We start from the raw sequence: 25,080 nt of genomic DNA, 5'->3' as shown, positions 1-25,080 counted from the left end.
GGTGCGGGCACGGCATAACCGTAACGGCGCGATCCATCTCGCACTGTTGAACGTTCAACTGCATCCATGATTCCTGATAGCAGCGCGCTGCAAGCCGCTTGGTTGATTCACCGGCGGCCTTTTCGTAATACCAGCCTGACGGTGGACCTGTTTCTGCCAAACTTGGGCCGTGTTGGTGCGGTGGTTCGCGGTGGGCGTAAAGATCCTCTGTTGGCTCCGTTTACTCCTTTGTGGGTGGAGTTGAAGCCCTCCGGTGATATGTACTCCCTGCGTGCCTGTGAACCACGGGGCAATCGGCTATTGCTGAGCGGCAAGGCGCTATATTGTGGCTTCTACCTGAATGAGCTGCTCACTCGGCTGCTGCATCGGGATGACCCCAATCCGGCGATATGGCCGTTATACGAACAGGCGTTGTCTGATTTACTAACCGATATTCCGCTGGATATTACCCTGCGGCAATTCGAGTTGGCGGCGCTGGAGGAAATCGGTTACGGCATTGCTCTGGACCAGGATGTCCATGGTCAGGAATTGGAGGCGGATGCCCGCTATCAGTTAAATCCTGAGCAGGGTCTGGTGCGGACAGAGGCGGCCCCGAGCTATGTGGGAGCGGATTTGTTGGCCATTTGTGGCGGAAATTGGCATCCCACTGCTCGTAAGGCAGCACTAAATGTGTGTCGTCAAATGCTGGCCCCGCATCTAGGAAATCGCCCCCTGAAAAGCCGCGAACTGTTTCGGGGGAAATGAAAGTGACAATCAAAATATTAGCTACCCGCTAGAAGCTAGAATTCCGGGTCGGCCTCTACCGTCCGGCCAGATAAGAATGCGTTTAAGGTGAGTTTTATGTCCAGAGTACTTCTCGGCGTTAACATCGATCATATTGCTACCCTACGCCAGGCCCGAGGTACCCGTTATCCGGAGCCGGTACAGGCGGCTTTGGTGGCGGAACAGGCGGGTGCTGATGGCATTACCGTGCACTTGCGTGAAGACCGCCGTCATATCAATGATCGGGACGTAGAGTTGCTCGCCCAGACACTACAAACGCGGATGAACCTGGAAATGGCGGCCACGGAAGAAATGGTGGTTATCGCCTGTCGGATTCAACCACCGCATTGCTGCTTGGTACCGGAAAAGCGTGAAGAACTGACCACCGAAGGGGGGTTGGATGTAGTGGGTAATAAGGCTTGGATTGCTCAGTGTTGTCAGCGATTGGGGCAAGCGGGAATCGAGGTGTCGTTATTTATTGATGCAGAGGAATCCCAAATTCTTGCCGCTCGTGAATGCGGAGCACCGGCCATTGAAATTCATACTGGCGGCTATGCTGACGCGCAAACTATTGATCAACAGCAGCAGGAACTGGCGCGTATTCGTTCTGCCGTGGCGTTTGCTTTGGCGCAGGGGTTAATTGTGAATGCGGGCCACGGGTTGCATTACCATAACACCTTGGCGATTGCTGAGATTCCCGGCATCAACGAACTGAATATCGGGCATAGCATTATTGCTAGGGCCGCGATTACCGGTCTGGATGAAGCCGTGCGTAGCATGCGTAGCTTGCTCGACACAGTGTGATTCTTCCCGCAAGTTCCCTTAAACGCAGGGAATTCAAGGGGCGTTAGGCTTCTGGCCCAAAGTCATAGCGTGGCCTTGATCTTGGTAGAGTTGCTCTAGGGCACAGATTTCATCACACAGGGCGGAGACCAGTGGCCGGAGCCGGTCTCGGCTACTACCTGTTTTCAATGCTTCTTCCAATCGCCGGGCGGCTTGTTCTAGCCGTGCAGCACCGCAGTAGCGAGTGGCGCCATGGAGTTTGTGTACTCGCTCCAATAAGTCACTGTTATCGTTTCGATCGAACGCTGCAGAGATGGCCGGTCGATCCGTCTCCAGGCTATCGAGTAGCATTTCCAGCATTTCGTCGGCTAGCTGATCACGACCCCCTGCACGACGGCGGGCCAGCTCGGGATCAAAGACCTGATCGCTATCGTCGTTGTTATCAGGTGCATCTGGCAGGCCACCATTGGGGCAATCCAGCACCCACTTTTGAAGCGTATGGCGCAACTGCTCCTCTGTAATGGGTTTGCTCAGATAATCATCTAGCCCACGGTCCAGCAGTTCGCGGCGCTCGCTGTCCAGTGCGTGGGCGGTGAGCGCCACAATTGGAGTATGTGTTCCATCGGGCTCCGCGGCGCGCATGCGTTTGCTCGTCTCCTTACCGTCCATACCGGGCATCTGGATGTCCATGAAAACCAGGTCGAAGGGGTGTTTCTGGAAGGTGTCCAGAGCGCTCTGGCCGCTATCACAGGCGGTAACCGTGACACCGAGCTCTTCTAGGAAAACCCGGGCCAATTTCAGGTTCCCCGGATGGTCATCCACCAGCAGTACCGAAATGGGTTGTGGAAACTGGCTGCGAACCTGTTGTCGGGGGGGGGGCAGTGTGTCTTGGCCGCTTAGGGAAAGCAGCGCGCTGTGTAGCCGTTGGCGGGTGACGGGTTTGCTCTGAACCTGGCAGTGTGGGTAAGTCTCTAGCCAGCGGGAAACATGTTCTGGATTGTTGCACAGTATCAGCGTGGGAATCTCTCGCGCCGCTAGATTATTTAATAGCTTTGGCAGGTCAATGCTCGTTGCTTGGCAGGGCAAGCCGACAACCAGAAAATCGCTTTGCGCCAGCTCTCCGTTATCCAGCGTGGTCATGAGGCCGTCGAGACTGTGTTGTTCGTGGATATGCAGTTGCAGATGGCTGAGCATGTGGTACAGGCCCATGCGGCCGTATTCATCATTTTCGATCAAGGTGACTGTGCAGCCGATCAGGGCCTCAGATAGCGCTTGGACGGGTTGTTGGGGGGCACGTTCGGTGCGCAGGGTGAACCAGAAAGTGGAGCCGCGTTCCTCACAGCTTTCAATACCAATTTCACCGCCCATGCTTTCCACCAGACGCTTGCTGATGGCTAGTCCAAGCCCGGTGCCGCCTTCTTGTCGGCGAGCGCTTTGATCAGCCTGGGTAAACGCACGGAACAAATTCTTCTGATTTTCTTGGCTTAAGCCGTGACCGGTATCGGTGACAGTAATCTTGATGATGGCTTCGGCCCCTCGATCCTCTTCTAGCATGGCGCGTACCACTACCGAGCCGTGATCGGTGAATTTAATCGCGTTGCTAAGCAGGTTGGTCAGTACCTGGCGAATGCGCAGGGGGTCGCCCAGCAGGGCCACGGGCACATCGGAATAGATAATGGACGCTTGCTCCAGGCCCCGTTCCTGGGCCATGGGGGCCAGCAGTGTCTGTACGTCCTCGATTAGATCGTGAAGGTTAAGAGGGGTGTGATCCAGAGAAAGTTTGCCGGCTTCGATTTTGGAGAAGTCGAGCACGTCGTTAATGATAGCGAGCAGCGATTCCGCGCTTTTATGAATGGTGGATAGGTACTCTTCTTGACGAGCGCTCAGCGGTGACCGATGCAGTAATTTGGTGAAGCCGATTATGCCGTTGAGTGGGGTGCGAATTTCGTGGCTCATGTTGGCCAGAAATTCAGACTTGATGTGACTGGCTTTCAGGGCTTCCTTGCGGGCCATATCCAGTTCGATGTTCTGAATCTCGATGGTTTCCAGGGTTTCACGCAAATCTAGAGTGGCTTGGTCTACATTCTTCTGCAATTCCGTTTGCGCGTCTGCTAGGGCGGCAATCATTTGCTGCAGGGCGGTTTCCAGTTCAGAGAGCTCGCTCTTGGCTTGAGTCTGAATTGTTATGCTCAAATCACCATCGCGAATACGATGCACGGCATTGACCATCTCGCTGATGGGTTGAGTAAGTTGCCGGGAAAAACGCATGGCGGGGATCATGGCGGCCATGATTAGAGCAAGCATCACCAGAAACAAAGTGAGCAGGTTTTCCAGCGTGGATAGGTATTGTCCTTGACGGGAAAATTCTACAGTGAGTTGAGCGGGTAAGTTGCCGCGCAGACTTCGCTGAAGTTGCCAGCTAGTATCGGTGATAATACGGCCTTGTTCATCGGTTGTTGCGGTGGGGGATGTGGGGCGCAACCGTGGCCCGGCGTGAAGAGAAGGCCTACCATCGTTGAATATCAGGGTGGCGGCGCGCACATCCTGTTCTTCCAGCAATTGGCGTAACAGCATTTGCTGTTTGTTCTGTTTGTTCTGGCTGTTATGGGGCAGGGTTTCCAGCTGGGCGGCATAGCTATCGGTGACCAGCTGCTGACGTTGGGCATTGGTATCACGGACATCGATAATCCGGTTCACCATTGAATAGCCACCAATGATCAGTGCCGCCAATAAAGCGGGCATAGCGGCCATTAACATCAGGCGTGAGCGAAGGCTTTGATTGACCATGAATTCCCGATTGCTGTTATTTGCCCCATTATGCATGAAGAGCATCAACATGCAGCACGCCTCACGCAACGGCACATTTGTAGAGAGTGAGGACGCTAAGCATGAAGGTCGAGCGCCATTAGCCGGCACGAATTTTTTGGCCAAGGGGCGTGATGACGACAACCGACTCGTTGTGTGAGGCGTGCAGCGCGCCGCCATTTTTTAGGTACAATACGCGCCATGAATTATAAAACCATTGAACAGACCGTGGGTAATACGCCTCTTGTGCGCTTGCAGCGCATGCCGGGAAAGACCAGCAATACCATTTTGGTCAAGCTCGAGGGCAATAACCCCGCCGGTTCGGTAAAAGACCGCCCGGCATTAAACATGATCCTCAAGGCCGAGCAGCGTGGCGATATCCAGCCCGGTGATACCTTGATCGAAGCGACCAGTGGCAACACCGGTATAGCGCTGGCCATGGCCGCCGCCATGCGCGGTTATCGCATGAAATTAATCATGCCGGCTAACCAGAGCCAGGAACGCCGTGATGCCATGGCCGCCTACGGCGCCGAGTTGATCTCCGTGAGTAAAGAGCAGGGCATGGAAGGCGCGCGGGATTTGGCTCAGGCCATGCAGGCGCGAGGTGAAGGCACGGTGCTGGACCAATTTGGTAACCGGGATAATCCGCTGGCCCACTATGAAAGCACCGGTCCGGAAATTTGGCGCGATACGAATGGCACCATTACCCATTTCGTGAGTTCTATGGGCACAACCGGCACCATCATGGGCTGTAGCATGTACCTCAAGGAGCAGAATCCGGCTATTCAGATTGTCGGCCTGCAACCGGTGGACGGCGCATCCATTCCCGGTATCCGCCGCTGGCCGAAGGAATACCTGCCGACTATTTATGACGATTCCCGGGTGGATCGAGTGGTGGATATGGGGCAGACGCTGGCAGAACGCACTATGCGTCGCCTGGCCCGCGAAGAGGGAATTAGCTGCGGAGTGTCGTCCGGTGGAGCGGTGGCCGGTGCATTGCAATTAAGTGAAGAACTGGAAAATGCCGTTATCGTGGCGATTATCTGTGATCGGGGTGACCGTTACTTGTCCACCGGCGTGTTTCAGGAAGCACAGCAAGGAGAAACTCAGGGATGAATGTTCTGGTTTTTGATATCGAAACCATTCCAGATCTGGACGGCGGACGCCGTATTTATGATTTGGGTGGCCTGAGCGACAAGGATACGGCCAGTGCCTTGCTGAACCTGCGTCGACAGGAAAATGGCACCGAATTTCTGCGCCTGCACTTGCATCGCATTGTTGCTATTTCCGTGGTGTTGCGCTCATCGCAAGGCCTTAAGGTGTGGACACTGGGCGATGAAAACAGCACGGAAAAAGAGCTGATCGAGCGTTTTTACGATGGCATCGATCGCTTTACTCCCAACCTAGTAAGCTGGAATGGCGGTGGTTTTGACCTGCCTGTTCTGCATTACCGCGCGCTCAAGCATGGGGTCACCGCCCACCGTTATTGGGAAACCGGCAACGAAGACAACAGCTTCAAATGGAACAACTACCTGAGCCGCTACCATCAGCGTCACCTGGACCTGATGGACGTGCTGGCCATGTACAACGGGCGCGCCAATGCCCCGCTGGACCAGATCGCCACGCTGCTGGGCTTTCCGGGCAAAATGGGCATGAGCGGCGGCAAGGTTTTCGATGCCTTCCAAGAGGGCGACCTCAAGGGCATTCGTGATTACTGCGAAACCGATGTGCTCAACACCTGGTTGGTTTACCTGCGCTTCCAATTGATGCGTGGCGAGCTGGATGCCACCGGATACGATCAGGAACTGACCTTGCTGCAGGATTACCTGAAGCAGGAAGGGCACCCACATTTTCTGGCATTTCTGGATACCTGGCAGAAGGCATCGGGGGTGTGATGCCCCCGGTCGCGTTGCAAATCTGACGCCCGCCGCCTGAAACGATACAATCCGCACCACATTGGCAGCCGCTGTAGCACGGTTGCCCACCTAGCTGTTCACTCCAGAGCATTGAGATTTCCATGGCACGACGTCGCAAGCAGTTACCGGAAACGCCGGAACCCGCCAGCATTGAAACCCTGAGTCACGATGGCCGGGGCATCGCCCGACGCGATGGCAAAACCACCTTTATTGATAATGCACTTCCCGGTGAAGAGGTGATGTTCAAGTTCACCTATATGCGCCGCAAGTTCGATGAAGGCAAAGCCGTGGAAATTGTGACTGCCTCGCCGGATCGGGTCACCCCGCCTTGCGAGCACAGTACTCTGTGTGGTGGCTGTAGCCTGCAGCACATGAGCCCTGAGGTGCAGGTATCGCGCAAACAAGCAGTATTGCGCGAACAACTAGCGCATTTTGGTGGGCTGGAACCGGAGGAATGGCTAGCGCCGCTGACCGGGCCGGTAACCGGTTATCGCAGTAAGGCGCGCATGGGCGTGAAATACGTGGAAGCCAAGGGCGAAACGCTGGTGGGCTTTCGGGAGAAACGTAACAGCTTCATCGCCCAGTTACACACCTGTGAGGTGCTGATTCCAGATGTGGGCCACCGTATTGATGAGTTACGTACTCTGATGCACGGCCTAGAAAGTCGTAGTCGCATTCCGCAGATCGAATTGGCCGCCGGCGATGACGACGTGGCGTTGATTATCCGTCACTTGGACCCACTGTCTGAGGCAGATCAACAAGCCCTGCTGGGCTTTTGCCAGAATCTAGGTTGGCACTGTTATCTGCAGCCGGGCAACGAAAGCACGGTGCATCGTATTTGGCCGCAAGAGGGTGAACAGCGCCTGTACTACAAACATCCGTCGGCAGGGGTTGAACTGGCCTTTCACCCAACGGATTTCACCCAGGTGAATGCAGAAATTAACCGCAAGATGGTGCCGTTGGCATTGGACTTGCTGGATATCTCACCGGATCACACGGTGCTGGACCTGTTCTGCGGCCTGGGGAATTTCACCATTCCTGCCGCTAAGCGGGCCGGCAAGGTGGTGGGCGTGGAGGTCAGCCAAGCCATGGTCGAGCGCGGTTACGAGAATGCCCGCCGTAACAGCTTGGAAAACCTGGAGTTTCACGCCTGGGACCTGAGCCAGGACGTTAGCGGCCAGGCCTGGGCCAGACAGACCTATGACCGTATCTTGATTGATCCGCCGCGTACCGGGGCACTGGAAATGGTGAAACTAATGCCCCGCCTTGGTGCGTCCAAGATTGTTTATGTGTCATGCAACCCCGCCACATTGGCCCGTGATGCCGGGGAACTGATGGCGCTGGGCTACCGTCTTAAAGCGGCCGGTGTGATGGATATGTTCCCCCATACCACCCACGTTGAGTCTATCGCTGTATTCGAAAAAATGAAGAAAAAGTAGCAGGGTTTGCCATGGTAACGGTTCGTCGACAGCCTTCTGAAGGTTCTATCGTTCACTGGAGAGATTGGGTCGTCCAGTTGGAGGACCGTGCACCGGTCCGAGAGCGTGCTTTGTTGGAACAAGCCTGCGAACGCGCAGAGCAATGTCAGCTGGCCGGTGAAGCGGCTGGGCGGGTATGGCCCTACGGCAAAGGCTGCCTGGATATTGGCCTGGAGATGGCCGAAGTGCTGGTGGACCTAGGCGCTGACAGCGATGTTCTTCCTGCCGCTATCCTTTATCGGGCGGTGCGTGAAGGGCAGGTCACCCTGCTGGAAGTGGAGAAAGAATTTGGCCCGGAGGTAGCGAACCTGATTGAAGGCGTGCTGCGCATGGCGGCAATCAGCACCTCACTTAACCCTACCCGGAAAGCTGTATTGGGCCAGCAGGATGGCCAGCTCGACAACATGCGCAAGATGCTGGTGGCCATGGTCGACGACGTGCGCGTTGCCTTGGTAAAGCTTGCCGAACGTACTGTGATCATTCGTGCCGTCAAGGAATCGACCCCGGAGCGCCAGAGCAAGGTGGCGCAGGAAATCTTCGATATCTACGCGCCGCTGGCCCACCGACTCGGTGTGGGTCAGTTGAAGTGGGAGCTGGAGGATCTATCTTTCCGCTACCTGCAATCAGGTGCCTACAAAAAAATTGCCAAGCTGTTGGATGAGAAACGCTTGGCACGCGAGCAGTATATTGAAAATGTACTGGATCAGCTGCGCGGTTATCTGAAAAAGAACGGCATCGGTGGTGCCGAAGTGAATGGTCGTGCCAAGCATATCTACAGTATCTGGCGCAAGATGCAGAAAAAGCATCTGGACTTTGGTGAAGTCTATGATGTGCGCGCGGTGCGTATTCTGGTGCCGGAAGTGCGCGATTGTTATGCCGCTCTGGGGGTGGTTCATTCACTTTGGCAGCATGTGCCTAAAGAGTTCGATGACTACATTGCCAGCCCCAAAGGCAATGGCTACCAGAGCCTGCATACCGCGGTAGTTGGCCCGGAACGCAAGATGCTTGAAGTGCAGATTCGTACCTTCGATATGCATGAAGAGGCGGAGCTGGGTGTCTGCGCTCACTGGCGTTACAAAGAAGGGGCCAAGAAAGGCAAAAGTGGGGTTACCGATTACGAACAGCGTATCGCCTGGCTTCGTCAGGTGCTCGAGTGGCATGAAGAGCTGGGCGATGATAGCCCGGATGCCATGGTGGATGAACTGCGCCACGGCCTAGTCAGTGACCGGGTGTATGTCTTCACCCCGGAAGGGCATGTGGTGGACTTAGAATCTGGCGCTACGCCGGTGGACTTTGCCTATCACATTCATACCGAAGTGGGGCATCGCTGCCGTGGCGCCAAGGTTAACGGCCATATCGTGCCATTGAACTACAGCCTGAACACCGGCGAACAGGTCACCATTCTCACCACCAAGGAAGGTGGCCCCAGCCGTGACTGGTTGACCCCGTCGCTGGGTTATGTGGCTACCTCGTCAGCTCGGGCAAGAATCCAACAATGGTTTAAACGTCAGGACCGCGATGTCCACATCGTCCAGGGGCGCACCATCCTGGAAAAGGAAATGTCGCGGTTAGCGTTGGATAAAGTAGACCTTGATACCCTTGCTCCTCACCTTAACTTGAAAACCGGTGATGACGTTTTGGCGTCGTTGGGGGCGGGGGATTTGCGGCCTGGGCATGTGGTTAATCAAGTTCAGGCCCTGCAACCAGACCACAACCAGCAAGAACTGGAATTTGTTCCCGCCAAACCGAAAGCATCCACCAGTGGTGATATTACCATTCATGGCGTAGGTAACTTACTGACGCACATGGCGGGTTGTTGCCAACCGGTACCTGGCGATCAGGTCATGGGTTTCATCACCCAAGGGCGGGGCGTGACAGTGCACCGCGCCGACTGTGAAAAGCTGCTAGCGATGCAGGGTGATGACCCTAACCGCGTGATCGAGGTTACCTGGGGCGAAGCGGATCGGATTACCTACCCAGTAGATGTGTTCCTGCGTGCCTGGGACCGACAAGGCTTGCTCAAGGACGTGATTGCGGTGCTGGCCAATGAAAAGGTCAACGTGACCGCGGTGCACACCCAATCTCATCAGGACGACAACACCGCCACCATGCTGCTCACGCTGGAAATTGCGACCTTGGGTAACCTGGGCAAAGTATTGGCCAAGCTGGATCAGCTCAAAGGCGTATTGGAAGTACGACGCTACAAGAAATGAGTAAAGGAACGCATGTCTAATATCGAAATGTTGTTGTCCATCATGGCCCAACTCCGCGACCCGGAAACCGGCTGTCCGTGGGACATCAAACAGGATTTTGATTCCATTGCGCCTTACACCATTGAGGAAGCCTTCGAGGTGGCCGAGGCCATTGCCTTGCGGGACTATCCTGAGTTGAAGGAAGAGCTGGGCGACCTGTTACTGCAGGTCGTGTTCCATTCGCAAATGGCGCAGGAGCAGGGGCTGTTCGATTTCAATGAGGTTGTGCAGGTGCTGTGTGACAAGATGGTTCGCCGTCATCCTCATGTATTTGCCGGTACCCAGGCCGATGACGAACAAGCAGTAAAAGCAAACTGGGAACAGATCAAGCAACAGGAGCGCACCCGTAAGGGCCGCGAACATAACAGCACCATCGATGGCGTCCCGGCAGGGCTTCCCGCATTGCAGCGTGCGGGCAAAGTACAGAAGAAAGCCGCCAAGGTGGGTTTTGATTGGCGCGCCCCGGAGCCGGTTCGTGAGCAGGTGAGCCGGGAGTTGGCGGAGCTGGATGAAGCGCTTTCCAGTGGTCACAAAGATGCCATCGAAGATGAGTTCGGCGACGTGCTGTTTACCCTTGTAAACCTGTCGAGGCACCTAAAAATAGACCCGGAGCAAGCACTGCGTCGGGCAACCAACAAGTTCGAACGGCGTTTTCGGGTCATGGAAGCACTACAGACCCGCCCTTTGAGTTTGTTAGATGAGAGTGCGCTGGAAGCCGCTTGGCAAGAAGCGAAAAAAGCGTCAGATTGACCTCGCGCACGCCGCCTTGTTCCCTTGACATAAAAACTTCACATAAAAGAAACTTTTCAGTCACCCACTCTCCCCATACTGCGCCACCAAGCAGTCAACGTTACCTCGTAGGGTTGGGGTTTCAGTCACGCTGTTACGTTGCATACAAAATATTGCCTGATTGAAGGAGTGTTGGAATGAAGAAGAATTTGCTTGCGATCGCTGTGGGGGCTGCCGTAGTCATGCCTGGTCTGGCTTTAGCCGATGGCCCGACGGTTTACGGTAAAGTTAATGTTTCTTTGGAAAACGCCGAGTTCGACAATGGCGTGGACTCCAGCGAAGATGCCTGGGAACTCAACAGCAACGCTTCTCGCCTGGGGGTTAAAGGTGATTTCGACCTAGACGTGGCTGGCCTGAAAGCTATCTATCAAGCTGAGTTTGAAATTAGCGTGGATGATGGCGACAAAGGTGGTGAAACCTTTAGCCAGCGTAACATCTTCGGTGGTTTGAAAGGCAGCTTCGGTACTCTGAAAGCGGGTAAGTTTGATACTCCGACCAAAAAAGCCCAAGGCAAAATCGACCAGTTCAATGATCTGAGTGGCGATATCAAGAACGTTTTGTCTGGCGAGAACCGAGTTTCTAACATCATTCAGTACAGCACCCCTACTCTGGGTGATCTTGTTACTCTGAACGCGGCGTTTATCCCGGCAGAAAACGATGATATCGACGGCGACGGTGATCCGGAAACTGGCCTGGCAGACACCATTTCCGTGTCTTTGGTCGCTGCAAAAGACATGTTTTACGGTGCGGTTTCTTACGATGCGGACATGGTCGATGAGCTGATCACTGACGAAACGGGTAATAGCCCGACTATCGATATTACCCGTGTTGTGGTCGGTCTTAAGCCGGGTAACGTTGAGTTAGGTGCCCTATATCAGGTGGCTGAAGAAGCAGAATCTGCCCCTGGCATGGATAAAGGCGAAGAATCGTCCTATATCTTGAGTGCAGCGTTCAAGATTGATCGCGTGAAGTTGAAAGCTCAGTACGGCATGACTGAAGCCGATGTGTCCGACGAAGAAGTAACCCAGGTAAGCTTGGGTGCAGACTACAAACTGGCCAAAGCCAGCAAGGTTTACCTCTACGGTACACAGCTTGAATTCGACTTGGCTGATACTGAAGAAACCATCTTCGGCATTGGCATGGAACACAAGTTTTAAAGAAAACCCCAGGCGGCGTTTAGCCGCCTGGGTAATGATTCCTCGACGCAAGTTATTGCCCGCCTTTTGGCGGGCTTTTTTGTTTGCGAAACCGCCGACTGATATTCAGCATAGGGTTTGAGGTGCAGGCCACTACGGCCTCGGCCAAAGCATGCTCACCTCTGATTACTGCGGATGTTCTTTGTCTTTGTTTAATGCTGCAGTGCTGGCGGCCTTTGGAGTGCCGGGTTGCGTTGCGGGGGCCAGCAGGTGATAGATAAATCGACCCACCCCTAGCCAAAGCAGCAAACCCAGAATAAGAAAAAGTACGCTGCCATCGTTATAAAGCGCGAGAGTCAGGGGCGCGAACATAATACCACTGACCAATAGCGCCATGAAGATGGCGAGTTGCTGGCGCCGGCGTAGGCTGTCCGGGTTTTTGTGTTGGCGCATGCTCATGGTGATCAAAGGTTCGGTCATAGAAGAAACTACCTTATCATAGCCGCTTGTGTCCCATCTTTGCCCGGAGGCCCAACATCGACGGTTATCCCGTTCCCGCATCGCCGATTGATTGCGAAATCGTCATCAATAAAAGCCGTTTCATCGCTTGGTTGAGGCCGGTAACCCGGCGAGCAGAGGCCATGGCAATAGTGGATGAGGCTCGTCGTCGGTACCCGGATGCAACCCACCATTGTTACGCCTATTTGCTGGGCAGCCCGGCCTCTGCTCAAGCGGCCATGAATGATGATGGCGAGCCTTCGGGTACGGCAGGGAAGCCCATTTTTAATGTGATTCAGCACAAGGGTATAAGCGATGTGCTGGTGGTGGTGATTCGTTATTTTGGCGGGGTAAAACTTGGTGCCGGTGGCTTGGTGCGAGCCTACGGCGCTGCGGCACAAGCTGTGCTGTCAGAAGTGGAGCGGGTGGAGCACACGCCGCAGGTGACGCTAACGCTGGCGGTGCCGTTTGCTCTGGAACAGCGGATACGGCTCTGGGCCGAACAGCATGCAGCACAGCTGGGGGAGGTGACATATGGCGAGCACGTGAGTATCACGCTGACCTGCCAAGTTACAGACCAAGATGATTTGCGTGCTTTGTGTGCAGCCGAGCAAATAGCAGTGACACGCCCGTAGCAGCCTGTTGTGTTTCGATAGCGTCTTTCACTTTTCACTTAGGGCCGGTTGGGCCAATTCAGCAAGAGCCGCTTTCCCTGGCCGTATTTCGCGCTACGCTACCGGGTAATGTACCCCAATAATGAGGATGCTCCATGACGAATCAACCGGTAGGGATTGCCCTTCCCGACGGGCATGTAATGCGCGCTCGTTGGCTGCGGCCAGCAGGCCCCCAGCCACATAAGGCGGCGGTGATCGCCATCCACGATATTTTTGGCTATACCGATGACATTGAGCGTATTGCCACGCGTTTGGCGGATAACGGTTATCCGGTGCTGGTACCCGATCTCTATGACTTGCCTGGCAGTAAGGCACTGTGTGTGGTGAAAACCCTTAAGGCCCATGAAACCGGCAAAGGAACCGCGTTTGTTCAGCTGGAGGCTTGCCGTAAATGGTTGCTAGCGCAGACGGATGAGCCGGTATCCCAGGTGGGTGTTATGGGCTTTTGTATGGGGGGGCGTTTCGCCGTGCTCTATGCCAGCCAGGCGCCGGTGCAGGTCGTCGCTCCTTTCTATGGTGGTATTCCGAAAAAGGCCGAGACGTTACGTGGTATTTGCCCTGCGGTGGGAGGTTGGGGCAAGCAAGATATGCTGTTCGGTGATCATGGTGAACGACTGGCCAGCCATATGGAATCGCTGGGAGTGCCGCATGATATTCGCAGCTATGACGATGTGGGGCATTCGTTCATGAATGACCACCAGACCTTCACCTTTAAGAAGCTAGGGCCGTTACCGCCGCTTCGGTCGAAGTTTGATGCAGGGGCTTCGGAAGATAGTTGGCAGCGCGTGTTGGCTTTTTTCGAGAAGGTATTCAGCGGTGAGTTGGATGCCACCGCTTAAGCCTTAGCCAGACAAGCCCCGTGCCTTTGCTGCCGAAAGCGAAGCAACGCGGGCAGGATCAGATACGGCTGAGCCTTTAACTATAAGAGGGCAGCCGGCGGCTAATGGCGGGGCTCACCATGCTCCGTTAGCTAGGCCGCTGGCGAGGCGGAAACTCGCATAGATCAGCGATCAAGCATTCTCCGCACTTGGGTTTACGGGCGGTGCACACATAGCGGCCATGCAGAATTAGCCAGTGATGGGCGTCACGTAGAAACTCCTCCGGCACCAGCCGCACTAGGCGTTTTTCTACCTCCAGCACATTTTTACCCGGAGCAATGCGGGTGCGGTTGGAGACGCGGAAGATGTGGGTGTCCACGGCCATGGTGGGGTAGCCGAAGGCAGTATTAAGCACCACGTTGGCGGTTTTGCGGCCAACACCGGGAAGGGCTTCTAGCTCTTCACGGGTGCGGGGTACCTGGCTCTCATGCTGTTCGATCAATATTTTACACAGTTGAATGATGTTTTCGGCCTTGGAATTAAACAGGCCGATGGTCTTGATGTACTCTTTGAGCCCATCTACACCTAGAGCGAAAATCGCCTCTGGCGTATTCGCCACCGGATATAGCCGCGCGGTGGCTTTGTTGACGCCCACATCCGTGGCCTGGGCTGAGAGCACCACGGCAACCAGTAGCTCGAAATCCGACTGGTATTCCAGTTCGGTGGTCGGGTGTGGATTCTGGGCACGCAGACGAGAAAAAATTTCAGTACGTTTTTCGCGATTCATATCATCTTCCTGTGTTCGCGAGGCAGTATAGCGAATCAAGTGGCTACTGTGAGGGGTAACCCCTGTGAACGGTGGTGTGTCAGGTCCGGATAGACGGATCAAAAAGGAGAGTTAGATGCAGTTTTCCGCCATGGAAACCCTGATGATCGCCTTGTTGGTTCTTGGGTCAGGTCAGTGGCTGGTGCACCGGGTGTCCATCCTTTCCCGGTTGAATATGCCGGAACCGGTGGTGGGCGGTTTGTTAGCAACCATCATTGTGACCGGGCTTCAGCTTGGTGGGCTTTCCCTAACGTTCGATGAAAGCATGAAGATACCCTCCATGCTTTTTTTCTTTGGGGCGGTGGGCCTAGCTGCAGATTTTCGTCTGCTGAAGCAAGGTGGCTGGGCCATGTTGTTGTTTGCGGTGTTAGTGATCGTATTGGTGGCACTGCAAGATCTGGCCGGGGTTGGCATGGCCAAGATCTTGGGCCTAGAGCCTTACTACGGGTTGATCGGTGGCTCGGTGACCATGACCGGGGGCCACGGTACCGGCGCAGCTTGGGCCGGGGTGTTCGAAAAAGATTTTGGGTTAACCGGGGTGTCGGAGCTGGCGGCAGCATCAGCCACCTTTGGTCTGATATTTGGGGCCTTGCTGGGCGGTCCGCTGGCCATGTTTTTGATTCGCCGTTATCGGCTCGCGGCTCCTGCCCATGGGGCCGCTGAAGATGCCTCAGCCTACGACAAGGCAGAGAAACCACACCCTATTTCCGCAGGCAGTGTGATTCGGATTTTAATGTTACTTTCCATCGGCGTTGTTGTCGGTAAAGCGGCGGCAGAAACGTTTGCCTCTGTGTTCCGCTTGCCGACGTTTGTCTGGGTGTTGTTCGTGTGCATCCTGCTGGGCAATACTGCGCGCCGTCTATGGAAGGTCAATGATGCCACCATTGATGTGGTGGGCAATACGGCGTTGGGAATTTTTCTGGCAATCACGCTGATGAGTTTGCAGCTGTTGCAGTTAGTGGATCTGGCTTTGCCGATGTTGGCAATGCTGATCGGACAGGTGCTGTTGGCGTTGGCCTTCATTACCTTTGTCACCTTCCGCCTGATGGGGCGTAACTACGATTCGGCAGTGCTCTGTGCAGGCCACTGTGGTTTTGCCATGGGGGCAACACCAACCGCGGTGGCGAATATTCAATCTGTGACACAGCATCATGGCCCCTCACCGTTGGCGTTTATTATCGTACCGGTGGTGGGGGGCTTTATCGTGGATATTGCTAATGCCACTATCATTCAAACGTTTGTATCGATGTTGTCGGGATGATGGCCTGCAGACAGCGCACTGCTATGTGCAGAAAGCCCAAAAAAAGAAGCCCGCTAATGCGGGCTTCTTTTTGCGTAGTTGGCGTTATTGCGTGACCACGTCGCCATCTTCAATGCGGAGCCGTTCGCCGGGTTTCTTGTCCATGCGAATGGTCTGTTCGTTGTCATTGAAGGTATAGGTCACGTCATAGCCTTCGGTCCGGCTTTTGTTTTCCATTACCGTATTGCAACGCTGCTCTGTTGCAGTGTAAGTGTTTTTTTCCTGCATTCCTTTTTGGATCTGGTTGCCAGCCACACCGCCGGCAATGGCACCACCTGCGGTGGCGGCATCTTTACCGCTGCCGCCGCCAAACTGGTGGCCCACAACGCCGCCGATAACGGCACCAACCACACTACCGGTGACCCGGTGTTGGTCTTTGACCGGTTTTTTGCGCTCTACACTCACTTGCTGGCAAACCTCACGGGGTTCTTGCCAGCTTTTCACTATGGGTTCCACATTGAGCACTTTTGCATAGCCTGATTTTTGTGGGGTAACGGCCTGATAAGCCCCATAGCCCACACCCGCGATGGCCACGGCACCCACAATACTTAAGGTGGCAATTGCTGCGCTTTTCATGGCTGACTCCTTATTTGTTAGTTGTGTTCATTATGATTCAGTAGCAGTGAAAATGTTCGCTGTGTGGCTCACAACAAGTGCAAAAGAATGTGAATTGTGCTGTTCAACAGAGTAAAAATATTTACATGCACAGCAAATAAATGAGCATGATGGCCTCTTCCTCATTTTTTTATATGAAGAAGAGGTCATGGCAAATGGGCGCGGCACCATTGAGGTTTTGGTGGCCACTTTTGTTGGTTGAGCCGCTCCTACGAAGAGGGCGTAGGAGGGCAAGAAGGCGACAGGCTTGGCTAGCCGACTTTTCCGGTGGTGCGCACCCGACGGCTGGTTTTAGGTTCGTCGCTGGCTTTGCGTTTCTGGACTTCTTTGATGCGCTTGTCGATGACGTTTTTACCCGCGATGATCAGCCCCAACCCAAGGAAGGCGCCGGGCGGCAAGATGGCGAGCAGGAAACCGCCGTAGTTATCGATGACCGTGAGCTCCCAATGGGCAGCCATGGGGCCGAAGAGCAGCTGCATGTTGCTGAACAGTGTGCCTTGGCCTACCAGTTCGCGCATGCCACCGAGAATCAGCAAGATCACCAAAAAGCCCATGCCCATCATCACGCCGTCCACCATAGCGGGCAGAACCGCATTTTTACTGGCGAAGGCATCGGCGCGGCCCAGCACGGTGCAGTTGGTTACGATCAGCGGAATGAAAATGCCGAGGATTTCATACAGCTCAAAGGTGTAAGCCTGCATCAGCATTTCGATCACGGTTACCATGGCCGCGATGATCATTACGAAGGCAGGCAGGCGCACAGCATCGGTAACGTAATGACGAATCAGTGATACGCAGGCGTTGGATCCCATCAGCACCACCAGCGTTGCCAGGCCCAGGCCCATGGCGTTGACCACGGACCCGGTAACTGCCAGCAAAGGGCACAGGCCGAGAATCTGCACGGTGGCCGGGTTGTTATTCCACAAGCCGTCCATGCTGATCTTTTTGTAGTTCACATCACTCATCACAGGTCTCCACCGGGGTGGTGTCTGCAGGGGCGCTGAAGACGTGGTTCTGGTTAGCCGAGAAATACTGTAGCGCGCGGTGCACGGCGCCGACTACCGCACGGGGGGTAATGGTGGCGCCGGTAAAGCTGTCGAACTCGCCGCCGTCTTTCTTTACGGCCCAGCCTGCCGCCTCTGGGTTGCCCAGAGAATGGCCATTGAAGCCAAGAATCCAGTCAGACTTTTTGGTTTCGATACTGTCCCCCAAACCCGGGGTTTCATTGTGAGGCGGCACCACGCGCACGCCTTGCACTTGGCCTTGGGTATCCACGCCGACAATCAAGGCAATGGCGCCGCCGTAGCCATCCGGGGCGTTGGCTTCCAGAACGGCACCGCTGTTCTCGCCATTAAGCCGGGCACGGTATAGGTGCTGCTCGCTGCGGCCCAGCAGGGGATCGTTCACGGTGATACGGTCGGCAAGCAAGTCGTTGTCGTGCTGATGATGAGGCATCACCTGATTCAATGAGGTCATCAGCGCTTGCTGCTTGTTGCAGCGCACCTGATCTAACGTGGCTTCATTGGTAATGGCCAGGGTGGCGGCTGTGCCAATGGCAAACAGCCCGAGGATCACCGCGTTCTTGGTGATGGCATAGCGCATCATCAGTTGGTCCCTCGGTTGGATGACTTATGCCCGTAGGTCCGTGGCTGGGTGTAGTAATCAATGAAGGGGGCGGACAGGTTGAGCAGCAATACCGAAAATGCCACCGCGTCCGGGTAGCCGCCAAAGGTGCGAATCACCCAGATCAGCACGCCGATCAGCAAGGCATAAACCAGCCGGCCCATGCGGCTGGTGGCGGCACTGACCGGGTCGGTGGCGATAAAGAATGCCCCCAGCATGGCGCCACCAGAAAACAGCTGAAAGAGCGGGTCGGCAAAGCGGACCGGATCAATCAACCAGGCAAGCAGAGCCGGTAAGCCTAGGCCTGCGAGAAAGCCCGCAGGAATGTGCCAGGTGATGATTTTGCGGCTAATGAGATACAGGCCGCCGAGCAGGAATGCCAGGTTGACCCATTCCCAACCCAGCCCGGCAAACTGGCCATGCAGAATACTGTGGCTGGCCAGCTCTATCTCGCTGCTTGCCCCGGCACTGTGGACGGTGCGGAAGGTGTCTAGTGGGGTGGCACCGCTGAGCCCGTCTACCGGCAGTTGCCCGGTAAACAGCTGCCAGCTTTGCAGCAACGATAACGGTTCGCCGGGCGCCAGCCATTGAGTCATGGCCACCGGGAAGGAAATGAGCAGCAGCACATAGCCGACCATGGCCGGGTTGAAGGGGTTCATGCCAAGGCCGCCGTATAGCTGCTTGGCTACGATGATGGCAAAGCTGACACCCACCAGGGTGAGCCACCAGGGGGCGGTGGGCGGCAACGCTAAACCAAGCAGTACCGCAGTCACCACCGCACTGTAGTCTTTCAGGTAGAAGGCGATATTGCGGCCACGGGCTTTTAGGAATAACGCTTCACTGACCAGCGCAACAATCACCGCCCAGAGCACGTTGATCACCGACCCCCAGCCAAACTGCCAAGTGAGTACGGCAAGGCCGGGCAGGGTGGCGTAGATCACCTGGCGCATAAACGCGCCGGTGTTGTTTTTCACCGTGGCATGGGGTGACGTTGAGGTAATCAGGCTCATTGATATATCCCATGTGTGGCCGAACGCGCCGATATTGAGGGCGCGAGAATCGCGCTGCCAGCGACGCTCCTGCAGAAGGTCAGCGCCTGGGAGCCTGCATCCGGCGTCAGGGTTATATTCATTCTGCCAATCCTTGTTCTTCTAGCGCTTGCTTGAGCGCCTTGCGGGCAATCTGGGTTTCGCTTTCCAGCGCCTGAAGTTCCGAGCTTAGCGCTTCAAGGGTGTCTTCCGACGCACTGCTGCGTTGCTGTTCCAGTTCCTGCTGTTTGTCTGCCAGAGCACTTTCTGCGCGGGCGACTTCCAGTTTCAGGGTTTTCAGGTCTTTGCCGGTATGGGCACGAATGTCGGCTTTGGCTTCTTCGATCAGTGCATCCAGTGCATCACGGGCGTTGTCCGCCTTGGCTTTGAGCTTGTCGATTTTGCCCTGCATAGCGCTGAGTTCGTCGGCGCTGGCGGTTTCGTTGCGCTCGGCCCGTTCGAAGGCAGCGTGGGCTTCCTTGTATTGCTTGTGCGCCATGTTATAGGCGGTTTTTAAGCCCTTAAGGCGTTTCTGCCGTTTGGCCGCCTGTTCCGGGTCGACTTCAGTCAACGACTGCGGCGCCTGTTCTTCCGTAACCGCAGGGCGGTCGGTGGCCGCCGGCGGGGCTGCTGCGGGCGTTGGCGTAGGTGCGGGTACAGTGGGCGCGGCGGCTTTGGCATCGCGTAGGTCGGCTTTTAGCTGATCCGCGATAGCTTTTAGGCGGTCTGCCTCGGCGCGAAGCTCGGCCACGTTATCGGCGCCCTCTTCATCGGCCTGCTTGGCTGCTTTTACCGCCGCCTTGTAGGCCATGGAGGCTTCGCCAACCTGTTGCTTCAGCGCTGTTACCGGGTCGGTTTTAGCTGTGGCGGGCGCTGTTACAGGCGCAGCGGTGGCTGGCGCGCTGGCCTTGGCGTCACGGAGCTCGGCTTTCAGTTGGTCGGCAATGGCTTTCAACCGGTCTGCTTCGGCGCGGAGTTCGGCAGCGTTATCATCGCCGTTCTCATCGGCCTGTTTGGCCGCTTTCACTGCGGCCTTGTAAGCGGAGGAGGCTTCACCGACCTGTTTCTTCAACTCGGCAACCGGGTCTACCTGTGTGGCCGGTGCGCTGGCCGCTGGTGCATTGGCTTTGGCATCGCGCAGCTCAGCCTTGAGTGCGTCAGCGGCGGCTTTCAGTGTGTCTGCCTGGGCTTTCAATTCCGCCACATTGTCTGCGCCTTCGGCTTCCGCTGCTTTGGCGGCTTTCACTGCCGCCTTGTACGCGCTGGAGGCCTCGCCGACCTGCTTCTTGAGTTTGGCCACCGTATCTTCTGCCGGGGCTGCCGCAACGGGGGAGCCGTCTTTGGCATCACGCACTGCCGCTTTGGCCTGGTCGGCCACGGCTTTTAGGCTCTCCGCCTGGGCTTTCAGTTCGGCCACGTTGTCTGCGCCATCGGCCTCTGCGGCCTTGGCCGCTTTCACTGCGGCTTTGTAGGCTTTTGAGGCATCCAGTGACGCCTGTTTCAGGGCGGCCACATCCACGGAACTGGCGGCGGCCGGGCCGGTTTCCTTCTTCTTGCGATTGGCTTCCAGGCGCGCCTGGCGACGGGCTTCTTTTTCTGCCTGTTCGTGCTCGATGCGAGCCTGCCGGGCTTCGAAGCGCTGGCGAGCCTTGTCGGCTTTTAGCTGGTCTGCGGCCTGTTGGCGAACTTCGGCCTTGGCGTAGCGGTAGTACTGCACCAAGGGAATATGGCTGGGGCATACATAGGCACAGGCACCGCATTCGATGCAGTCCATCAGGTTGTGATGCTGTGCTTTTTCCAGGTCGTCATTCTTGGCGTGCCAGTACAGTTGCTGGGGCAGCAGGTTGGCTGGGCACACTTCCGCGCAGGAACCACAGCGAATACAGGGTTGTTCCGGTGGCGGTTCCGGCAGCTCTTCCGGGCTGGCAGCAATAATGCAGTTGGTGGTTTTGACCACCGGCACAGCCGGGTTGTGCAGGGTGAAGCCCATCATTGGCCCACCCATGACCAAACGGCCAATCTCCAGGCCAGCCAAGTTGCCATAGGCCAGTAAATCGCGCACCGGGGTGCCCAGCAGCACCTCGTAGTTACCGGGCTGGCTGACGCCATCGCCGGTGAGGGTGGTGACCCGCGATATCAGTGGCTCGCCATCACACACGGCCCGTTTAATGGCATAGGCCGTGCCCACGTTTTGGCATACCACGCCCACCTGGGCAGGCAATTGGCCACTGGCCACTTCCTTGCCGGTGAGCAACTGGATTAGCTGCTTCTCACCGCCGGAGGGGTATTTGGTGGGCACCACGCGCACTTCAATATCGCAGCCTTTGCAGGCCCGCTTGATCGCGGAAATGGCCTCGGGCTTGTTGTCCTCGATACCGATTAAGGTACGGCGAGGATTGAGAAGGTATTGAAGAATATGAATGCCAGTAACGATTTGCTCGGCACGTTCGCGCATCAGGCGGTCGTCGGCGGTGATGTAGGGTTCGCACTCCACCGCATTGATGATCAGCTGCTCTACGCGCTGGTGGTCGCCCAAGTTAACTTTGATGCTGGTAGGGAAGCCGGCGCCGCCCATGCCGGCAATGCCCGCGTGGCGAATTATATCGACCAGCTCCGCCGGGCTTTTTTCGGTGAAATCGGTAACGCCTTGGTGTTCAATCCACTGGTCTTCGCCATCGGTATCGATGACGATACATACGGCATCCATTCCTGACGGGTGTTGTATGGGGCGTGGGCCGATAGCGCTGACCGTGCCAGAGGTGGGCGCATGAATGCCCGCGCTCACCGCACCGACGGGTTCGGCAATCATTTGCCCTTTAAGGACCTTGTCACCAGGTGCCACCAATGGCTTGGCAGGCGCGCCGATGTGCATGTTCAACGGCAACACCAGCTGCTGTGGCAGCGGGCCGGCCATAATGGGCGTGCCGTTGGACAAGTGTTTCATTTCCGGCGGATGAATGCCGCCATGGAAGTCATGAATCTTTCCAGCAGGAGTCGCCGAGCGCCGCACGCCTGATGCCAGGCGGGCAAAAATCGAGCGGGGCTTCTGCGCTTTATCGGTTTGGGCCTGACTCATAGCAAAAACCTCCCGCCATGGGCGAGCGGAGCAGGTTGGCAAAGCACCCGCATCATGCGCGTGGTGTTATGTATCGGGTGTGTCATAAATTCACCACCTCGATACGGCTGTCCGGGCGTTCACCAATGCCGGCCGGGCGCTGCCAGCCCCAGGTTTGCAGGGTGGGCTTCACTTCCAGCATATCAATGCAATCCACCGGGCAGGGCTCCACGCAGAGGTCGCAGCCGGTGCACTCATCCACAATGACGGTGTGCATCAGCTTGGCGGCGCCGACAATGGCATCTACCGGGCAAGCCTGGATGCACTTGGTGCAGCCAATACACTCGTCTTCACGGATGTAGGCCACCTTGGCCACGTTAGCGTCTTCCGCGCCTTCATCATCCAGCGTCAGTTCTTCGCGGCCCAACAGTTCCGATAACGCAACAACCGTGTCTTGCCCCCCTGGCGGGCAGCGGTTGTGCTCTTCGCCTTCAGCAATGGCTTCTGCGTAGGGGCGACAGCCCGGATGGCCGCACTGGCCGCATTGGGTTTGGGGCAGCAATGAGTCGATTTGGTCGACGATCGGGTCGCCTTCCACTTTGAACTTTTCCGAGGCAAAACCCAGCACCGCACCGAACACGGCGGCCAAAGCTAGCAGGGCGGCGACAGCAATCAGTACACCACTCATAGCTTGATCAACCCGGAAAAGCCCATGAACGCCAGCGACATCAAGCCAGCGGTAATCAGGCCGATGCTGGGGCCGCGAAAAGCTTCGGGCACGTCGGCCACGGCAATGCGCTCACGCATGGCAGCAAACAGAATCAGTACCAGGGAAAAACCAATGGCGGCGCCGAAACCATAGGTCAGCGACGACATAAACGTGGCGTCTTCCTGGCGAACATTCAGCAGAGCCACGCCCAGCACGGCACAGTTAGAGGTAATGAGGGGCAGAAAGACGCCCAGCACCCGGTACAGCAAGGGGCTGGCTTTCTTAACAAACATTTCGGTGAACTGCACGGCCACGGCGATCACCAAAATAAAGCTGATGGTGCGCAGGTATTCAAGTTCAAAGGGCACCAGAATGTAGGCCCAGGTCAGGTAGGCAAGCACCGAAGACAGGGTCAGCACGAAAGTGGTGGCCAAAGACATACCCATGGCGGTCTCCACTTTATTGGAAACCCCCATGAATGGGCACAGCCCAAGGAACTGCACCAGCACGAAATTGTTCACCAGCACAGCGCTGATCAGAATCAGGACGTACTCAGTCATGTGATCGCAGGCTCGCTTGCCGAAAATAGGAGTAAACGCCATGTTTACAAGGCGTTAAGGGTGCATAGTATGCGGCAGCGCCTGTATTGGCTCAAGAATGATAGCGAATAAGCTTAATAGGCAGAGGGATACAGGCCATTGGTGGTCTTTTAAGCAGTTGAACTGCTTTTGCCACTATTTTGCCGCCCAGAGGGGGCAAACGGTTGCGGTGGGCCGGGCAATCCAGTATCCAAGACAGACGAAAGACCCCGTACCCCTAACCTTGTTGATTGGGAGAAACCTGTGCCTGCCTTACCCCGCGATTTTGACCGTGATGGTCTGCTCGAATATTCCGTGGTTTTCACCGACCGTTCCCTGAACCATATGTCACAGCGCTTTCAGCAGGTGATGCGGGATATCTCATCGACCTTGAAGCAGGTCTATAACGCGCATTCGGTGACCGTGGTGCCCGGCGGCGGCAGCTATGGCATGGAAGCGGTGGCCCGGCAGTTTGCCACCGATCAATCTTGCCTGGTGATCCGCAATGGCTTCTTCAGCTTCCGCTGGAGCCAGATCTTCGAGATGGGCAAGATTCCCGCCAAAGAAACCGTGCTCAAGGCGTCACCGGTTAGTGACCAGCCGCAAGCGGCGTTTGCACCGGCTCCTATTGAAGACGTGGTCGCGGCGATTAAGGCTGAAAAACCGGCCATGGTGTTTGCGCCTCATGTGGAAACGGCGTCCGGCATTATTCTGCCCGATGACTACATCAAACAGGTGGCAGATGCAGTGCACAGCGTGGGTGGCCTGTTCGTGCTCGACTGCATTGCCTCCGGCACCATCTGGGTGGATATGCAGGCGTGCGGCGTGGATGTGTTAATCAGCGCGCCACAAAAAGGCTGGAGCAGCTCGCCGTGCAGCGCACTGGTGATGCTCAGCGAAGCGGCCGACAAGCGCCTGCAGGAGACCACCAGCACCAGCTTTGCCTGCGACCTGCGTAAATGGCGCGACATCATGATTGCCTATGAAAACGGCGGCCATGCCTACCACGCCACCATGCCCACCGATGCGCTGACCGCTTTCCGCGACACCATGCTGGAAACCGTGGAACGTGGCCTGGACACCGTTAAAGCCCAACAGTGGCAGCTGGGCAAGGCAGTCCGTGCGTTGATGGCTGAGCATGGTTTTGCCAGCGTGGCGGCACCGGGCTTTGAAGCTCCCGGCGTGGTGGTGTCCTACACCGGCGACGATGGCATTAAAAGTGGCGCGGCGTTTGTGGCGCAAGGTCTGCAGACCGCAGGCGGTGTGCCTCTTATGTGTGACGAACCGGCGGACTTCAAAACCTTCCGTGTTGGCCTGTTTGGCTTGGACAAACTCGGCGACGTGGATGTGGCGGTGGCCCGCCTCAAAACCGCACTGGATCAAATTGGCTAGCCTTTTCACGGGCAGGGTAGGGGCGCTGGCAGTATTGCTGGCG

General features: G+C 56.2%; 22 protein-coding genes. 12 read left to right on the top strand and 10 right to left on the bottom strand.

Features of this window, described 5'->3' with window-relative positions:
- The first annotated feature begins 66 nt into the window (after positions 1 to 66).
- Complete coding sequence (gene recO, locus AS19_RS08425) at positions 67 to 744, top strand: DNA repair protein RecO (protein WP_011588910.1); 678 nt, start codon at positions 67 to 69, stop codon at positions 742 to 744.
- A 96-nt stretch (positions 745 to 840) separates the two neighbouring features.
- Positions 841 to 1,566: a pyridoxine 5'-phosphate synthase gene (gene pdxJ, locus AS19_RS08420; protein WP_041704968.1), complete on the top strand. Its 726-nt coding sequence runs from the start codon at positions 841 to 843 to the stop codon at positions 1,564 to 1,566.
- A 33-nt stretch (positions 1,567 to 1,599) separates the two neighbouring features.
- Here the strand turns inward: pdxJ and AS19_RS08415 are convergent, their stop codons facing one another.
- Positions 1,600 to 4,383, bottom strand: coding sequence for a response regulator (locus AS19_RS08415; RefSeq protein WP_052753751.1), 2,784 nt, complete (start codon positions 4,381 to 4,383; stop codon positions 1,600 to 1,602).
- Positions 4,384 to 4,551: 168 nt separating this feature from the next.
- Here AS19_RS08415 and cysM point away from each other — a divergent pair, with 168 nt between their 5' ends.
- The 6 genes from cysM to AS19_RS08385 all read left to right on the top strand — a co-directional run bounded on the left by cysM (position 4,552) and on the right by AS19_RS08385 (position 11,942).
- On the top strand, positions 4,552 to 5,466 hold the full coding sequence (gene cysM / locus AS19_RS08410) for a cysteine synthase CysM (RefSeq protein ID WP_011588907.1): 915 nt from the start codon (positions 4,552 to 4,554) through the stop codon (positions 5,464 to 5,466).
- Entirely contained in the window at positions 5,463 to 6,245 is a 783-nt protein-coding gene (locus AS19_RS08405; protein WP_011588906.1) for a 3'-5' exonuclease, read from the top strand. The genes cysM and AS19_RS08405 overlap by 4 nt, the downstream gene beginning before the upstream one ends.
- Positions 6,246 to 6,367: 122 nt before the next feature.
- The gene (gene rlmD / locus AS19_RS08400) at positions 6,368 to 7,705 is read left to right on the top strand and encodes a 23S rRNA (uracil(1939)-C(5))-methyltransferase RlmD (RefSeq protein ID WP_011588905.1); all 1,338 of its coding nucleotides are present in this window, start codon (positions 6,368 to 6,370) and stop codon (positions 7,703 to 7,705) included.
- Between the two features lie 11 nt (positions 7,706 to 7,716).
- Positions 7,717 to 9,957 (top strand): GTP diphosphokinase, encoded by a 2,241-nt coding sequence (gene relA / locus AS19_RS08395; RefSeq protein WP_011588904.1) that lies wholly within the window; start codon positions 7,717 to 7,719, stop codon positions 9,955 to 9,957.
- A 12-nt stretch (positions 9,958 to 9,969) separates the two neighbouring features.
- Positions 9,970 to 10,746 carry a nucleoside triphosphate pyrophosphohydrolase gene (mazG, locus tag AS19_RS08390; protein WP_011588903.1) on the top strand — a complete coding sequence of 259 codons (777 nt, stop codon included), beginning with the start codon at positions 9,970 to 9,972 and terminating at the stop codon, positions 10,744 to 10,746.
- A 176-nt stretch (positions 10,747 to 10,922) separates the two neighbouring features.
- Positions 10,923 to 11,942, top strand: coding sequence for a porin (locus AS19_RS08385; RefSeq protein ID WP_011588902.1), 1,020 nt, complete (start codon positions 10,923 to 10,925; stop codon positions 11,940 to 11,942).
- Positions 11,943 to 12,107: 165 nt separating this feature from the next.
- On the opposite strand, the gene AS19_RS08380 is transcribed toward AS19_RS08385, so the two are convergent.
- Positions 12,108 to 12,401, bottom strand: coding sequence for a hypothetical protein (locus AS19_RS08380; RefSeq protein WP_041704967.1), 294 nt, complete (start codon positions 12,399 to 12,401; stop codon positions 12,108 to 12,110).
- 26 nt (positions 12,402 to 12,427) lie between these two features.
- Between AS19_RS08380 and AS19_RS08375 the strand changes: the two genes are divergently transcribed.
- A complete protein-coding gene (locus tag AS19_RS08375; protein ID WP_255346568.1) occupies positions 12,428 to 13,054 on the top strand; it encodes a YigZ family protein in 627 nt (208 codons plus the stop codon).
- 134 nt (positions 13,055 to 13,188) lie between these two features.
- Positions 13,189 to 13,932, top strand: coding sequence for a dienelactone hydrolase family protein (locus AS19_RS08370; RefSeq protein ID WP_011588899.1), 744 nt, complete (start codon positions 13,189 to 13,191; stop codon positions 13,930 to 13,932).
- A gap of 127 nt (positions 13,933 to 14,059) precedes the next feature.
- On the opposite strand, the gene nth is transcribed toward AS19_RS08370, so the two are convergent.
- Positions 14,060 to 14,698 carry an endonuclease III gene (gene nth, locus AS19_RS08365; RefSeq protein WP_011588898.1) on the bottom strand — a complete coding sequence of 213 codons (639 nt, stop codon included), beginning with the start codon at positions 14,696 to 14,698 and terminating at the stop codon, positions 14,060 to 14,062.
- Positions 14,699 to 14,813: 115 nt separating this feature from the next.
- Between nth and gltS the strand changes: the two genes are divergently transcribed.
- Entirely contained in the window at positions 14,814 to 15,998 is a 1,185-nt protein-coding gene (gltS, locus tag AS19_RS08360) for a sodium/glutamate symporter (RefSeq protein WP_011588897.1), read from the top strand.
- 84 nt (positions 15,999 to 16,082) lie between these two features.
- Here the strand turns inward: gltS and AS19_RS08355 are convergent, their stop codons facing one another.
- The 7 genes from AS19_RS08355 to rsxA form a co-directional block, all read right to left on the bottom strand.
- Positions 16,083 to 16,613, bottom strand: coding sequence for a glycine zipper 2TM domain-containing protein (locus tag AS19_RS08355; RefSeq protein WP_011588896.1), 531 nt, complete (start codon positions 16,611 to 16,613; stop codon positions 16,083 to 16,085).
- 290 nt (positions 16,614 to 16,903) lie between these two features.
- A complete protein-coding gene (locus AS19_RS08350; protein WP_035461174.1) occupies positions 16,904 to 17,617 on the bottom strand; it encodes an electron transport complex subunit E in 714 nt (237 codons plus the stop codon).
- The gene (gene rsxG, locus AS19_RS08345; RefSeq protein WP_011588894.1) at positions 17,610 to 18,257 is read right to left on the bottom strand and encodes an electron transport complex subunit RsxG; all 648 of its coding nucleotides are present in this window, start codon (positions 18,255 to 18,257) and stop codon (positions 17,610 to 17,612) included. The genes AS19_RS08350 and rsxG overlap by 8 nt, the downstream gene beginning before the upstream one ends.
- Complete coding sequence (rsxD, locus tag AS19_RS08340; RefSeq protein ID WP_011588893.1) at positions 18,257 to 19,285, bottom strand: electron transport complex subunit RsxD; 1,029 nt, start codon at positions 19,283 to 19,285, stop codon at positions 18,257 to 18,259. The genes rsxG and rsxD overlap by 1 nt, the downstream gene beginning before the upstream one ends.
- Before the next feature lie 118 nt (positions 19,286 to 19,403).
- Positions 19,404 to 22,379, bottom strand: a complete 2,976-nt coding sequence (gene rsxC, locus AS19_RS08335) for an electron transport complex subunit RsxC (RefSeq protein ID WP_046961930.1) — start codon at positions 22,377 to 22,379, stop codon at positions 19,404 to 19,406.
- 82 nt (positions 22,380 to 22,461) lie between these two features.
- Entirely contained in the window at positions 22,462 to 23,046 is a 585-nt protein-coding gene (gene rsxB / locus AS19_RS08330) for an electron transport complex subunit RsxB (RefSeq protein ID WP_011588891.1), read from the bottom strand.
- The gene (gene rsxA, locus AS19_RS08325) at positions 23,043 to 23,627 is read right to left on the bottom strand and encodes an electron transport complex subunit RsxA (RefSeq protein WP_011588890.1); all 585 of its coding nucleotides are present in this window, start codon (positions 23,625 to 23,627) and stop codon (positions 23,043 to 23,045) included. The genes rsxB and rsxA overlap by 4 nt, the downstream gene beginning before the upstream one ends.
- A 282-nt stretch (positions 23,628 to 23,909) precedes the next feature.
- On the opposite strand from rsxA, the gene AS19_RS08320 reads away from it, so the two are divergent.
- Positions 23,910 to 25,037, top strand: a complete 1,128-nt coding sequence (locus tag AS19_RS08320; protein ID WP_046961929.1) for an aminotransferase class V-fold PLP-dependent enzyme — start codon at positions 23,910 to 23,912, stop codon at positions 25,035 to 25,037.
- Positions 25,038 to 25,080 lie beyond the last annotated feature (43 nt).

The organism is Alcanivorax sp. NBRC 101098 (assembly GCF_001010505.1).
In the GTDB taxonomy this organism is placed as follows: Bacteria; Pseudomonadota; Gammaproteobacteria; order Pseudomonadales; family Alcanivoracaceae; genus Alcanivorax; species Alcanivorax borkumensis.
This window is presented reverse-complemented; position numbering and strand designations above follow the sequence as displayed.